This window comes from Paenibacillus hunanensis (assembly GCF_034055775.1).
Lineage (GTDB): Bacteria > Bacillota > Bacilli > Paenibacillales > Paenibacillaceae > Saccharibacillus > Saccharibacillus hunanensis.
In genome coordinates this window covers 3,700,687-3,715,167 of record NZ_CP139194.1, presented here as the reverse complement: position 1 = coordinate 3,715,167, position 14,481 = coordinate 3,700,687, and the positions used below count along the sequence as shown (strand labels likewise).

At 50.3% G+C, this 14,481-nt stretch carries 11 protein-coding genes; 9 read left to right on the top strand and 2 right to left on the bottom strand.

Annotated features, from left to right (window positions below; genetic code table 11):
- The first annotated feature begins 2 nt into the window (after window positions 1–2).
- From SK066_RS15060 to SK066_RS15020, 9 genes are all read left to right on the top strand, one after another.
- The gene (locus SK066_RS15060; RefSeq protein WP_320542095.1) at window positions 3–1,241 is read left to right on the top strand and encodes a pyridoxal-phosphate-dependent aminotransferase family protein; all 1,239 of its coding nucleotides are present in this window, start codon (window positions 3–5) and stop codon (window positions 1,239–1,241) included.
- A complete protein-coding gene (ggt, locus tag SK066_RS15055) occupies window positions 1,241–2,830 on the top strand; it encodes a gamma-glutamyltransferase (RefSeq protein ID WP_407673825.1) in 1,590 nt (529 codons plus the stop codon). Before SK066_RS15060 ends, ggt begins: the two co-directional genes overlap by 1 nt.
- A 283-nt stretch (window positions 2,831–3,113) precedes the next feature.
- Window positions 3,114–4,439 (top strand): 5'-deoxyadenosine deaminase, encoded by a 1,326-nt coding sequence (locus SK066_RS15050; protein WP_188776573.1) that lies wholly within the window; start codon window positions 3,114–3,116, stop codon window positions 4,437–4,439.
- Between the two features lie 304 nt (window positions 4,440–4,743).
- Window positions 4,744–5,835 carry an XdhC family protein gene (locus tag SK066_RS15045; RefSeq protein WP_320542093.1) on the top strand — a complete coding sequence of 364 codons (1,092 nt, stop codon included), beginning with the start codon at window positions 4,744–4,746 and terminating at the stop codon, window positions 5,833–5,835.
- Entirely contained in the window at window positions 5,801–6,523 is a 723-nt protein-coding gene (locus SK066_RS15040) for a nucleotidyltransferase family protein (RefSeq protein ID WP_320542092.1), read from the top strand. The genes SK066_RS15045 and SK066_RS15040 overlap by 35 nt, the downstream gene beginning before the upstream one ends.
- Window positions 6,524–7,275: 752 nt before the next feature.
- Window positions 7,276–8,298: an FAD binding domain-containing protein gene (locus SK066_RS15035; RefSeq protein ID WP_320542091.1), complete on the top strand. Its 1,023-nt coding sequence runs from the start codon at window positions 7,276–7,278 to the stop codon at window positions 8,296–8,298.
- Window positions 8,299–8,304: 6 nt separating this feature from the next.
- Entirely contained in the window at window positions 8,305–10,851 is a 2,547-nt protein-coding gene (locus tag SK066_RS15030) for a molybdopterin cofactor-binding domain-containing protein (RefSeq protein ID WP_320542090.1), read from the top strand.
- Window positions 10,848–11,360, top strand: a complete 513-nt coding sequence (locus tag SK066_RS15025; RefSeq protein ID WP_320542089.1) for a (2Fe-2S)-binding protein — start codon at window positions 10,848–10,850, stop codon at window positions 11,358–11,360. Before SK066_RS15030 ends, SK066_RS15025 begins: the two co-directional genes overlap by 4 nt.
- 509 nt (window positions 11,361–11,869) lie before the next feature.
- On the top strand, window positions 11,870–12,925 hold the full coding sequence (locus tag SK066_RS15020; protein ID WP_320542088.1) for a phosphotransferase: 1,056 nt from the start codon (window positions 11,870–11,872) through the stop codon (window positions 12,923–12,925).
- Window positions 12,926–12,946: 21 nt separating this feature from the next.
- Here SK066_RS15020 and SK066_RS15015 read toward each other — a convergent pair whose 3' ends face one another.
- Together SK066_RS15015 and SK066_RS15010 are read right to left on the bottom strand one after the other, a co-directional pair.
- Window positions 12,947–13,618 carry a tetratricopeptide repeat protein gene (locus SK066_RS15015; RefSeq protein ID WP_320542087.1) on the bottom strand — a complete coding sequence of 224 codons (672 nt, stop codon included), beginning with the start codon at window positions 13,616–13,618 and terminating at the stop codon, window positions 12,947–12,949.
- Between the two features lie 43 nt (window positions 13,619–13,661).
- Window positions 13,662–14,324 (bottom strand): hypothetical protein, encoded by a 663-nt coding sequence (locus SK066_RS15010; protein WP_320542086.1) that lies wholly within the window; start codon window positions 14,322–14,324, stop codon window positions 13,662–13,664.
- Window positions 14,325–14,481: the final 157 nt, after the last annotated feature.

Below are 14,481 nucleotides of genomic sequence, written 5' to 3'. Positions count from 1 at the left end.
TGATGAAACAGTATAAAGAGCTTTCCCCGCCGCCACGTACGATTATGACACCGGGACCGGTTGAGGTCGATCCGCGTGTGCTGCGTGCATTATCCTATCCGATTCTGGGTCAGTTTGACCCTGCTTTTACTGAGCTGATGAATGAAACGATGGAAATGCTGCGAGGTTTGTTTGTGACCGACAATCAGTGGTGTTATCCGATTGATGGTACATCACGTTCCGGTCTGGAGGCTGTGCTGGTCAGCATTATCGAGCCAGGTGATCGCGTACTGGTTCCGATCTACGGACGGTTTGGTCATCTGCTGACTGAGATTGCTGAGCGCTGTGGCGGCGAGGTGATGACACTGGAAACCGAATGGGGAACCGTGTTTGAGCCAGAGCAGGTGAAAGAGGCGATTCGCGAATTCCGTCCTGCTATCGTTGCGATGGTGCATGGGGAAACGTCTACGGGCTGTATGCAGCCACTGCGTGAGATCGGTCACTTTTGCCGTGAGCAGGATGTGTTGCTCGTCGTTGATGCGGTAGCGACGATTGGTGGTGTCCCGCTATATGCAGACGATTGGAAGCTGGATGCGGTAATCGGCGGAACGCAGAAATGTCTATCCGTTCCGTCAGGCATGGCACCGATCACCTACAATGAACGCATTGAACGCAAAATTCTAGCGCGTAAAAGTATTGAGCGCGGACTGCGTGCACCGGGCGATGAGATCAACAGTCGCCGAATTAGCAGTAATTATTTTGATCTGGCACAGCTACAGGATTACTGGAGCCCTGCACGATTGAATCATCATACGGAAGCGACCTCGATGCTGTATGGCTTGCGTGAGGGTCTGCGCATCTTGCATCAGGAGGGACTGGAAGCGAGATTTGAGCGTCATCGCCAAAATGGAGCTGCGATCGTCGCTGGTGTGAAGGCGATGGGACTGGAGCTATTCGGTGGAGACGAGCATCGCTTACCTGTTGTCACCTGTATCGAAATTCCGGCAGGAATCGATGGCGAAAGTGTACGCTCGATGCTGCTTGATGATTTTGGGATTGAGATTGCCAGCTCCTTCGGTCCGCTAAAAGGACGCATCTGGCGAATCGGCAGTATGGGCTACAGCAGCAGTCGCAAAAATGTACTGCATGTGCTCGGCGCACTGGAAGCGACGCTAATCTATCATGGCATGCAGCTACCTGCAGGTGCAGGTGTACAAGCGGCTCTTGCCATTTATGCAGGCAAGGAGGAAGTCGTATGCTAATGAACATTATGCCGCAATCGCGCAAAGGAATGGTAGCTGCGCCACACTATCTGGCGAGCCAGACCGGGGCATTTATTTTACAATCCGGTGGAAACGCTATGGATGCTGCCGTCGCAATTAGCGCGGTGCTTGGTGTAGTGTATCCGCATATGACAGGTGTTGGGGGAGACTCCTTTTTCCTCATTCATGATGGAAAAACAGGCACGATAGACGCCTATAACGGAAGTGGTCGCTCTGGAATTAGAGCGACAGCTTCGTTTTATACAAAACAGGGCTTTGAAACGATTCCACAGCGTGGCCCACTGGCAGCCGTAACGGTGCCGGGCATGGTCGATGCTTGGGAAGCGGTATGGAAAAAGTATGGTAGGTTAGCCTGGGATCAAGTCATGGCACCAGCGATCCGGTATGCAGAAGAGGGTTTTCCGGCATCGCCAAGTCTGGCACGTTGGACAGTACGTGATCTGGAATGGCTGCGACAGGATGAGTATTTAGGTGCGACCTTCCTGCGTGCTGGACAACCGCTACAGGAGGGCGAGCTGGTCGTGCAGCCAGAACTGGCTAACGTTTTGCGTGGTGTAGTAGCAGAAGGACGAGGTTACTTTTATGAAGGCGAGCTGGGGCAGCGTATCGGTGCCGCTACAGCTCGCGATGGTAGTCCGCTGGTAGCAGATGATTTTGCCGCTCACCATGGCGAATGGGTGAAGCCTGTTTCGACCAGCTATCGGGGTCATGAGGTGTATCAATTGCCGCCGAATACGCAGGGCTTTTCACTGCTCATGATGCTTAATATGCTGGAGCATACAGAGGTGTCATCGATTGCGCGCTTCTCACCAGAGTTCTACCATCTAATGGCGGAAACGGTAAAAAAGGCGTTCCGCGATCGGGATCGTTATTTGACCGACCCGGCATTCCGTGAAATTCCGCTAGAGCAGCTGCTATCCAAGGCGTATGCGTCACAGCTATGGCATGAAATGCAAGCCAGTCCACAGGCGGCAGAGCATCTATCCGCGATGATGGGACAGGATACCGCGTATGCAGCTGTAACGGATGATGAAGGCAATGCAGTTTCTTTTATTCAGAGTCTATATTTTGACTTTGGCTCCGCGTATGTACCGGATGGCTGTGGAGTGATTTTACAAAATCGCGGTTCGTTCTTCTCACTTGATGATCGTAAGCCGAATGTGCTGGAGCCGCGCAAGCGTACCTTCCATACACTGATGCCGGGGATGGTATTGAAAAATGGACGACCGTACTTATTGCTTGGTACGCAGGGCGGTGAGGGACAGCCGCAGACCCAGCTATCTATTTTGACAGGTGTGATCGATTATGGGCTGACGGTGCAGCAGGCAATTGCTCTACCACGCTGGCTGTATGGACGGACATGGGGAGATGTCAGCGATACGCTCAAGATTGAGCATCGTTCGTATGAGGATATCTCTTCACGGCTAGAGGCTTATGGTCATACGGTAGAAGCAGTGCGTGATTATGATGCATTAATGGGTGAAGCGCAGGGGATATTGATCGCTGAGGATGGAACGTTCAGTGGAACTGCCGACCCGCGTAGTGATGGTCTGGCGATTGGCATTTAAGATGCTTCTGCCATTCATAGGGTAGGTGTATAAACGAAATAGCGTATGAACAAAATAGAGATTGTCGACAATCCTTTCCATTGATCGATATCCAATGATCCAGCAATAGAACGAGCAGGATTAAGCCGGACGCGTTGAGAGAAAAGTTATCGCTGCACAGGGTGCAGTGTCAGCTTTTCCAGCGCTCCGGCTTTCATGCAACCTGTGAACAGATTGCTTTATATAGAGGTATAGCATGAAGTCGCAGATTGCAGCCGTTAGCAGACTAGAGGGGGAACCAAGAGTGGGAAGCATACTGATCCGTCAAGCACAAATTGTTACGATGAACGAGAGTGAAGAGGTATTCATCGGCGATGTACTCGTCGAAAATAATAAAATTACCAAAATCGGCGTACAGCTCGATGATGTAGCTGATCGTGAAATCGATGCACGCGGTAAAACATTATTGCCCGGCTTTATCCAAACGCATATTCATTTGTGCCAGACGATCTTCCGTGGTCGTGCCGATGATATGGAGCTGATGGATTGGCTCCGTAAAAGAATCTGGCCTCTGGAAGCGGCGCATGATGAGGAATCGATCTATTATTCTGCATTGCTTGGCATTGGCGAATTGATCTCCAGTGGAACAACGACGATTTGCGATATGGAAACGGTACATCATACCGATTCCGCATTTCAAGCGATGGCACAGAGCGGCTTGCGAGTGATCTCCGGCAAGGTCATGATGGATCACGGCGACGATGTACCTGAGCCTTTACAGGAAAAGACCGACGAATCCCTGCAAAAAAGCGTCGATCTGCTGGAAAAATGGAACGGCTTCGGCGGTGGACGTATCCAGTATGCCTTTTGCCCACGCTTTGTCGTATCCTGCACAGAACGTCTACTCACCGAGGTACGCGATCTATCTGCACGTTACCATGTCAAAGTGCATACCCACGCATCGGAAAATCGCGGCGAAATCGCACTGGTCGAGCAGGAACGCGGTATGCGTAATATCGTCTATCTCGACCATATCGGCTTAGCGAACCCACGCCTTATTCTGGCACACTGCGTCTGGCTGAGCGAGGAGGAAAAGCAAATTCTACACAAGCGCGGCGTCAAGGTTACCCATTGTCCCGGCTCGAACATGAAGCTGTCCTCCGGCATCGCCGAAATTCCCGACCTGATGAACCGCCATATCCACGTCGGCATCGGCGCAGATGGCGCACCGTGTAACAACAATCTCGATATGTTCCAGGAGATGCGCTTGACCGCGCTCATGCAAAAAGTACCACATGGCCCAACCGTCATGGATGCGCGAACCGTCCTGCGTATGGCAACCATGGGTGGCGCCGAAGTGCTGGGCATGTCCAAAGAAATCGGCAGCATCGAAGTCGGCAAAAAAGCAGACCTCGTCCTGCTCGACCTGAACGACTACCACACCTTCCCATCTTATGATGTCGATGTCTACTCCAGAGTCGTCTACTCCGCCGGCCGCAGCAACGTCGACACCGTCCTCATCGACGGTCAAATCGTATTCGAAAACAAACAAGTACGCACCATCGACCGCCACATCGTCATGCACGAATCCGATAAATCAATCAAACGTCTCCTAACACGAATCGGTTAATTTATCGGTTGATTCAAATGAAGTCAATTTCAGTACAAAAAGCTTTTAAAATTCTGTCCAAACTGCCACACCCCCAACAATGTGCGAATATTTATGCTCACATGCTGCACAAGCACAGAACGAAGGGAAGGAAATAAGGGGGAAAGGACGACTTTGGAACGGCGGGAATCTTCATTTTGATCAAATCTAAAAGATTCGCGGCGTTCCACCGAGTCCGTCCCCCTTATTCCTTCCCGAAGTGGTGCCCCTCCCAACCAAAAAGCATAAAATTCCCCATCCCCACTAACGAAAGGAGCCCAACACTATGGATATGAAAGACCTGTGTGAAGCTGTACTGCGAGAGGATAAACAGCATATCCGTACCGTGCTGGCTACTGTTGTTCACGTTGAAGGACATGCGTATCGCAAGGAAGGGGTCTCGATGCTTCTGACCGAGGATGGTCGCCACTACGGCACGATTAGCCCGGGCTGTCTGGAGGACGATCTGTGCGCTCGTGTGGAGCAGGCGTGGGACAGTGAACGAGTATGTATCGTCGAATACGATATGCGTCCGAAGGATGATCTATCCTGGGGTGAAAATATAGGCTGCGGTGGTCTACTCCATATTTTGCTAGAACCGATTCGTGACGAGCTGCGTGGACTGCTGAATACGATGTACGAGCAACTACATGCTGGCGAGGTGGTGCGGTTAACCCGTCAATTTCATCGTGAGGGTGAACGTGTACACTATAGATTGGTGACCGGATATCAGGCGACTACAGAGGTTACGCCACCTCATTCATCTACAGATCATACGCACAGTCTGGTGCTTGCTCATCATGAGACCATGTCACTGTCGGATGCTACTCATGCCTCTGAAGCAGAAGCTGAGTCCATATTCATCCGTACGTATCGTCCCAAGCCACGTCTGATTCTAATCGGAGCAGGGGATGACGCGCAGCTTGTTCATACGCTGGCACGTGCCGCAGGCTTTGAGGTTGTGATCGGTGACTGGCGTACGGCGCTGTGTACACCTGAACGTTTTCCAGGGGCGCAGTGTGTAACTGGATTTCCGCAGGAGCTGTATGAGCAGATTCGTCCGGGTCAAGGCGATTATGTACTGCTGATGAGTCATAATTTTCCGCGTGAACGTGAATGGATAGAGCTATTACAGGATTGTCCGTATATGTATCTGGGGATTATGGGCTCGTCTCAACGAACACGAAGATTGTTAGATGGACTGCCAGAGTATCCGAATCTGCATTCACCTGTTGGCTTATCGATCGGTGCGGATGGGCCAGATGAGATTGCGATTAGCATCGCTGCTGAGCTGATCGCAGTAAAGCGAGGCAAATCGCAACAGAATCGGGAGGTTACCCGTCATGAGCATCGTCGCACTGGTACTTGCAGCAGGTAAGAGCAGCCGTATGGGCAGGGATAAGCTGTCTATGCGGCTTTATGCTATAGATGGAGCAGGTGAGAATGAATCGAGCACCGTTCTACCTGTCGAGCATGGCTCCGTGGTGCCCATCAATCATGAGGATGCCAAAAGCGAAACTGTGGGCAGCAGGGTTCTATCTGTACTTTTACAGGTTAGCGAGCTAGCTTCGATTGTGGTTGTGCATTCTCCTCATTCCTCATCAGCATGGCAGGAGCAATGTGAACAGCTAACGCGGCTACACAGCGAACGGATGGAGCTAGTCGCGTGCGAGCAGGCGGAGCTAGGCATGTCCTATTCGATTCGAGAGGGTGTGCAATATGTACGGGAGCATATCCCGTCCGCGCAAGCGATATTGATCGTGCTGGCAGATCAGCCCCTGCTGGAGCCGACACATATTCAGCAGTTAGTCGCACAATGGCAGGAGCAGCGAGAGCTTGATTATGTAGCGGCAACGGGAGCGGATGGAGCAGCGCCTCCTATATTATTTGCTGCATCGATGTGGGATGGGCTGGAGCAGCTTACGGGCGATCAGGGAGCTCGTCGTTTGCTGAAAGGGACAGACTGGTATGGAGCAAAGGTGCAACTGCCTGCATATTGCTTCTGGGATGCAGATACACCGTCTGCTTTAGAACGCATTCGGCAGTATATAGTGGAAAATGAGTGAGTGACTGACTGGTGAAGGGACAATACTGCATAGCAACATTGGAGTGAAAAACGCTGTAGATATACTAGCTGCAAACAGAGTATAGATAGCTCAGTTGAAGTTATTGTTTTCATTTGTCTGATTATTTCAACTCTAGATTTGAATGGCTTGCATATGTTCGATTACGCCTTTATTGCGACATATCAGAACAGAGTATAAATGCGACCAGGACAGGATATAGAGCTGTTCTGGTGTTTTTATATGGTTGCCTATAGAACCTTTCTCTATGTTTTATATTGAAGCATGACGAGTCAGAATGAGAAAGACAGAACTATAGAAGAACAAGAGAAAAGCAACAGAAGCACAAAAGAATAAAAGAATACAAGAACAGCAAGCGAAAAGTAAGCACACAGTTATTTCTAAAATATGAGTAATGAAAGTACATAGTACAAGCAGGTAGAAGAAGACAGCACAAGCAATAATCCTAAAATCAACAATCTCATTTTCAAATAAATAATAAGCTGATGAATCCGAATTTGTGTTATATAATATTACATATAAATCGAAAATAAATAAGATAAGTACTTCTATAGTCGATATTCAATCGATATTTTAATAAAAAGTGTATGTTGATTCTAAAAAAATCATGCATTAAAACAAAAATTTACCCCAATCCTCACTTTTTCTACAAAATGAAGTTAATTTAATTGACGTGAAAAACAAACTTCTATACTATAGGTTCAATATTCATTTTTGAAACGGAGGGTGGCATCATGAATACACAGTGGAGCAAGGACGATATGCCGCCAATCTATAAGCCTGTAGTATGGGAGCCTGCGGATGCTGAAGAGGCAGTGGCTTTGAAAAGAGAGTATGGTGCGGACGCTGTTTGGGTAGCCGGCGGTACGCTGCTGCGCACGCAATGGGAAGGTGGCGTCGCTCCTATGCCTGCCCATATGATTCGACTGGATACGATTGCTGGTATGCGTTCGATCATCGAGGAGACGGAATATGTGACGGTAGGTGCATTAGCAACGTTGAAGCAATGTGGGCAGCATGCCGCATTACAGCAATATGCCAATGCTTTATATATGGCGTGTCGACATATCGCAGCGCCAGCTGTGCGGAATCTGGCAACGCTTGGTGGGAATGTCGCTTCCGCCGTTGGAGATGCACTACCTGCCTTGCTGGTGCATGATGCGAGCCTGCTGTGGGTGGACGGAGAAGCTGCGTCTTTACACCACGAGCAGAATGCAGTCGATTGGATGGAGCAGGTACGTATGGGACGACGTAGTCTACAAGCGGTGCTGCTGGGGATTCGTTTTCCAAAAGGACCTGTAGAAGCCGGTTCATTGCTCCGATCGTCAAGCGATATAGTGGGAGAAACGACGGTCGATTTGTCTGCCAATGCCGTTTCCTACTGGACGGATGAAAAGGGAGAGCGCTGGAGAGAGTTATGCTTTTTCCGCAAGCTTGGTCGGCGTGAGGCGTTTACTCCATCGCTGGTGACAGTCGCCTTGCGCTGCTGGATAAGTGAACGAGGGGAATTAACGCGTGTACGCGTAGCTGCGGGCGGTGGCTCTGGACTAGCGATGCGATTGCTACAATGTGAATCGATGCTGGAAGGACGGAGCTATGATGCCAGCTGGCTGCCTGAACTGGCTAGTCTCGCGGAGCAGGAATTTGTCAGCTACAGTGATCCGTTCGCAGAAGCGCCGTACCGTCAGCAAAGTGCAGGTAATCTACTGGCGGCAGGCTTATGGGAAAGTATTCGGGATATCGAGGAAGGGAGATGATCGTCGATGCTACTTAATCGTGAAAATAGTGGAGAACGCTGGCGTAAGCGCCGAGATGGCAAGGAAAAGGTAACCGGTGAGCTGCGTTACCTGACCGATATGACCGCAGAAGGAATGCTGTACGGACGCGTACTCCGTAGCATTCATCCGCATGCGCGTATCGTATCGTTGGATGTGTCAGCCGCTGAAGCTTATCCGGGTGTAGTCGCGGTCATTACCCATCTGGATGTACCTGGACTCAATCGCTTTGGTATTGCTACGCCGGATCAGCCTGCATTGTGCGAAGACCGAGTTCGCTATATCGGCGATGCTATTGCTGCGGTAGCTGCCCATACGCCAGAGCTGGCAGAATATGCATTATCGCTAATCCATGTAGAATACGAGGTACTGGAGACGATCACGGATCCGCTACGAGCACTGGAAGAGGACGCACCACAGCTGCATCCCGAAGGCAATGTGCTGCATCGTACGTCGGTGAAGCAGGGAGATGCCGACGAAGCTTTTGCTGAATGTGCTCATATTGTACGCGAGACGTATCGCACGCCACGTCAAATGCATGCTTATATGGAAACAGAAGGCGGTTTATTTGTACCAGAGTCCGATGGTCGTCTAACCGTCTATGCGCCTACACAGCATGGCTATAAGGATCGGATGCAGATTGCTCGTATTCTGGGCTGGGAGGAAGAGCGGATTCGGGTCGTTTCCAGTCCGATCGGTGGTTCATTTGGAGGTAAGGATGAGCTGAATGTACAGCCCTATGGCTCGTTATTAGCGTTGAAAACTGGCCTTCCGGTCAAGCTTCATAATTCGCGTAAAGAATCAGTACGCGCTGGATTGAAGCGGCATCCGATGCGAATTGAGATGGAAACGGGCATCGATCTGCATGGTCGTCTGCTCGCTCATCGTGTGCGCATTGTTGCGGATACTGGAGCGTATGCGACGCTGGGTGCGCCCGTGCTTAATTTTGCAACAGAGCATGCGATGGGACCTTATCGTATTCCACATGTGGATGTGGAGGGTATATCGGTATTTACAAACAATGGCGTATCCGGTGAATTTCGCGGCTTTGGCGGTAATCAGGCGATTTTTGCAATGGAAGGTCAAATGGATCGCCTGGCAGAGAAGCTGGGGATGGACCCATGGGAATTCCGTATGCTCAATCGTCGTCAGCCCCATGATCCGGGGCCGCTACAGCAGGAAATCTGGCGTACGAATGGATTGTATCAGGTGATGGAGGCATTGGAGCATTCCACCATCTGGCAGCGCAGACAGGCACGACTTGATGCGGGCATAGAGTCTGGATCATTCATGGCAGAGATGAGTAGCGATGAAGATCGTTCAGTAAAGTCACAGCCGCCGTGGATCAAGCGTGGGATTGGCGCAGCATTAGCCATGCATGGTGCGGGTCTGGGTTACGGAATTGAAGATCCAGCAGGTGGGCGATTATCGCTTAATGCAGCTGGGCAGATCGAGGTTGCTTTTAGTTATGAAGAGTTCGGTCAAGGCTTGATCGCTACGATGGAAATTATGCTGATCGACCTGTTCCATTGTGATCCGAGCGATATTAGCATCATTATTGGAGATACGGATCGTGTGCCACATAGTGGCTCCAGTACTGCCTCACGTTCAACGACGATGGCATGGATGGCACTGCAACGGCTGAAGGTACCCTTTTTGGAGGCGATTTTGCAGCAAGCGGAGCGATTAAGTGGTATTCCAGCGCAGCAGCTGACCACAGGGATCGGTGGTATTCGGCGTAAGCTTGGAATGAAGGACATCGCCCAGCCAGAATCCGCATCGAATCCACAACAGCAGATGCAAGCTGCTGAATCATCATTTAACCCTTCTGATGCACCTGATCATCAGAGTCGAGTGTACCACGAATCGCTGTCTATTCATGGACATCAAGCGTCGGCTTCTAATGCCGGACAGGGCTCGGAACAGATGCCAAGCAGCAGCGATACTACAGGTGAGCTGGTTATCTCCTATCAGCAGCTAGCAGCGCAATCCGTGCTGGACGAGCTTATATTCGATACGCATTTCCAGTATCCGACTACACCGGATGAAGTGATGGGCGGTCATTTTCTATACACGTATGCAGCGGTAGCGGCGGAAGTAGAAGTGAACACACTGACTGGTAATGTGCGCTTACTGGATACGTATCATACGGTCGCCGCTGGGCCGGTTATTAACCCGATGGGCTTTATCGGCCAGATTGAAGGCGGGAGTGTAATGGCGCTCGGCTTTACGTTAACAGAGGATTCGGTTATGGATGATGGTCATTATATGACGAAAAATATGGATACGTACATCATCCCAACGATTCAAGATATGCATAGCTCGCTGGAGGTTGAAGCGATTGAGGACTTACCGGAGAATGATCCATTTGGGCCGCGTGGCATTGGAGAGATCGGTTCAGTCGCACTCGCGCCTGCAATTACAGCGGCGATTCGTCAGGCAGCTGGCGTATGGGTGACTCATTTACCCGTTCCGCGTGAGCGACTGATTCAGCCACTGGGTGTAGGGCAGCAGGAAGGAGTGAGTCCGCGATGAATAGAGCAAGCATAAACTGGAACGCGACGATTAATGGAAAAGAACGAGAGCTGGAGGTTGAGCCATCCCGTCGTTTGCTGGATGTACTGCGTACTGATCTGGAGCTAACCGGAACGAAGGTGTCCTGTGAGATTGGACGTTGTGGCGCTTGTATGGTGCTGATTGATGGCGAGCCCGTCAACTCCTGCCTGACGATGGCGTATCAGTGTCAGGGCAAGGACATTACGACGATTGAAGGCTTACAGGGTGATACGCCAGCAGAGTTGCATCCGATTCAGGAGGCATTTCTGGAGGAAGGTGGCTTCCAATGCGGCTACTGTACACCGGGCATGATCATATCGACCAAGGCATTGCTGGATCGCAACGATCAGCCAGATGAGCATACGATCAAAGAAGCGCTATGCGGCAATCTGTGTCGCTGCACCGGCTATGGCGGCATTATGCGTGCGGTAGAAAGTGCAGCGATAAAATGTAAAACACGAACAGAAGAGCCATCTGTAGCGGAATAATGATATGAATAAAAAACCATATAGAGCATCATACGTAACAGCAGCAGGTTCTCGGCCACGGGTGGCGGGAATGCTGCTGTTGCTGTTTTTACAACGTTTTTATATAAAATTAGAAAAAAATCCAGTATAGCTTAGCTACTTCGCGACGAAAAAGTTTTCACAGGCGGCTGTTCGTGTTATCATATAGCTTTGGTGCCGGATTTTACGTCCAAGGCAGGAGGCAATCCTGCTGGCGGCGAATATAAATATATGGATTAACGAAGGGCCGTAGGGCTTGATCATGGTAAGGGAACACCCGGAATCGGAAGGATTCACGACTTTGTACCGGAATGCATAAAAGGTATGGAGCAGGCAACAGCGTATGCCTGCATTATGGAACGACTGCCGACATCATCGGCTGAGAATTCATCTGCCCTGTAACACGTACGGCTGGCACGGGCAGCAAGCGCCTGCCATGCCGGTATTCTCCCTTATCTGCAAAGGACTAATGGCAACAAGGAGGGGAATTTTTGGAACGCGAAGCAATTGATTCAATGGAACAACTGGCAGATCACTTTTTCCCGTCCGGGAATTGGCATATGGTAGAAGGAAAGGGAGGCATGAACAACACAACAATGTTCATTGATCATGCCTCTGAACGATATGTACTACGTCGCTATGAGACGCATCGCGAGCCGGAAAAAGTACGCTATGAGCATGAGGTGCTCGCTGCTCTACCGGAAGTGCTGGATGGATTATCGATTCCGAAGCCTGTTCGCGATCGTCACGGTGATACGATCTATGTCACTGCCGCTGGATCGGCTGAGGCGAGCAATGGACGATTAGCTGCGCTCTTTCATTATATGGATGGCAGCAATCCAGAGCTGGTCACAGACGAGCAGCTCATTCATTTTGGGCAAACGGTAGGGCGTCTATCCGAGGCGCTGGCACAGATCGATATCGATCTACATCCAGTCTACCCACCGTATTATCGATTGGGACAGTCATATCCGCTGTGCAGTCCAGGCAGATTGGAAGCCTTCTGCGCCAATCCGCCAGAGGATTTTGCCGAGATTCGTGAGACGCTGAACCGGATTGGTGAACGTCTGGGCGAGCAGCTTGTGCGTATTGCACGACTGGCATCGCTGCCGCATCAGCTCATTCATGGTGATTTGAACGCCTCGAATATGCTGCAATCGCAGGATGGCGAGATTACGGCTATTCTTGATTTTGAATTTGTCACGCGTGATTTACGAGCAATGGAGCCTGCGGTCTGTCTGTCCGATATGCTGGGCAGCATGGAATGGAGTGCAGAGGAGGAGCGTCGCTGCACTGCCTTTTTAAAAGGCTATGCTTCGATCGTGACGTTAACCGAAGCGGAAGCCGTGCGTTTACCACTGCTCATTCTACTGCGCCGTATGGATGTATTTATGCATTTTCTGAGTCGTTATTTTGAAGGCATCGATCAGGCGGATGTGGTCATTGCACAGGCAAAGCGTCTGGACGAGGGACTGAACTGGTACAAACAAAGCGGCCCCCTGCTCAAAGCAGTTAGCCGCCGTGTGTTTGGATATGATACGAATTAATGGTACAAAAGGAGACTCAAGTTAGAACAGACTACGCAGCCAGCTACGGATTGCCCATCCGCGCTCACTGCGTTTTTTGTATTTGGGGAGCGAGCGGTAGATTGTAACGGCTTCCTGAAAAGAAGCCTTTGCCTCCTGTTCACGCCCGAGCGAGCGATCCAGCTGACCGAGCATATAATAGGCGCGGCAGGAGGAAGACTGAATATCGCGAAAGCGCTCCAGAACATCGATCGCCTTTTGCCCATCCTGGCGGGCATAATAACTGGCTAATCGCAGATAAGGCTCACCATACTTGACTCGAGGATTCAGCTCTAATGCCTTGAGCATGTATTGCTCGCCGGTCGCAGCATCTCCCGTATGCAGTAGTGCGGTTCCAAGATCGTCCCAGTATTCAGCCGATTCCTCGTAGGCATGTCCAATCTGCTCCAGCCAGCGTCTAGCTTCGCTATAATGACGACGCTCTAATAGCAGGCGTGCCAGCTCATATCGTGAGGACATATCGCTCGGACTGTTCGCTACCTGTCGCCGTAGCGCACGTATTCGACTCATGCGCCGAAGTGGCTTGACGACGCTTGGGAACATACCGACAAAACGGCGATCCAGCACATAAATGATAACAAGCAGCACGATCAGTGCCAGAAATGGATTGCCAAGCAACCACCACAGAATTGAAAAAATAAAAATTTTACTCATGAGAAAAGCCTCCATCTATTGGGGGTGATATCCGATCTCTACATCAAGCACGTTTGCGGAAAACCGCTTGAACCAGCTCATCAAATGAACGGAAAATATCCTCCATTCGCGGCTCCAACACAGCACGTCTGTCTTCTGGAGCTGGAGGACTTGGAAGCTCATGCAGGATATCCAATGTGATCCAGGTGATCGGACAGTCTCCATCCGGATGTGTTCTCATAGTGTCCAAGCACACGATGCCTTGTCCGTCCTCGCCGATCGCAAAAGGAATATAGCCTGTGCCTTGCAAAATCGACCACTGCTGAATTAGCTTCCTTATTTCCGATAATCCTTGCTCGGTATCCAGCGATGGAAACATGAACGAGCTACAGCCACCGGGGTATCCATCTGCGGTTGGCAGATTAGATAGCTGCCAATCTAGCAAATGATAGGCCTGTAAGTAAGCGCAATAGGGCAAGGGGAATCGAAGTTGTTGCTCCTGTTCTAGCTGAGTGATCTGCGCTCTGGTAATAGTTGAGGGGACAGGCTTCCAGGTTGCCCAATCCTCGTCCTCTAATAAAGGAGCAGGAATGAACGCATTGTTGCCTTTCATCGCCGATGGAATCGAATCAGCTACCGTAAAAAAGAGCACGCGAGAAGCAGGATCATCATACATCGCTCCTATACGTTCACGGATATGCTGAATATATTGTTGTTCATTTAGCATGGTCAAATTCCTTTCTATAGAAGCTTGAATGAGGAGGATAAATTAAATGCCGCATACCTATCGATATCAATTCGAGAAGCCAATATTTTTTTACTATTTTAGTCTAAATGATGTTACAATAGGTGGCAAGAAATGCCTTTTGCATTAAAATGTTCAC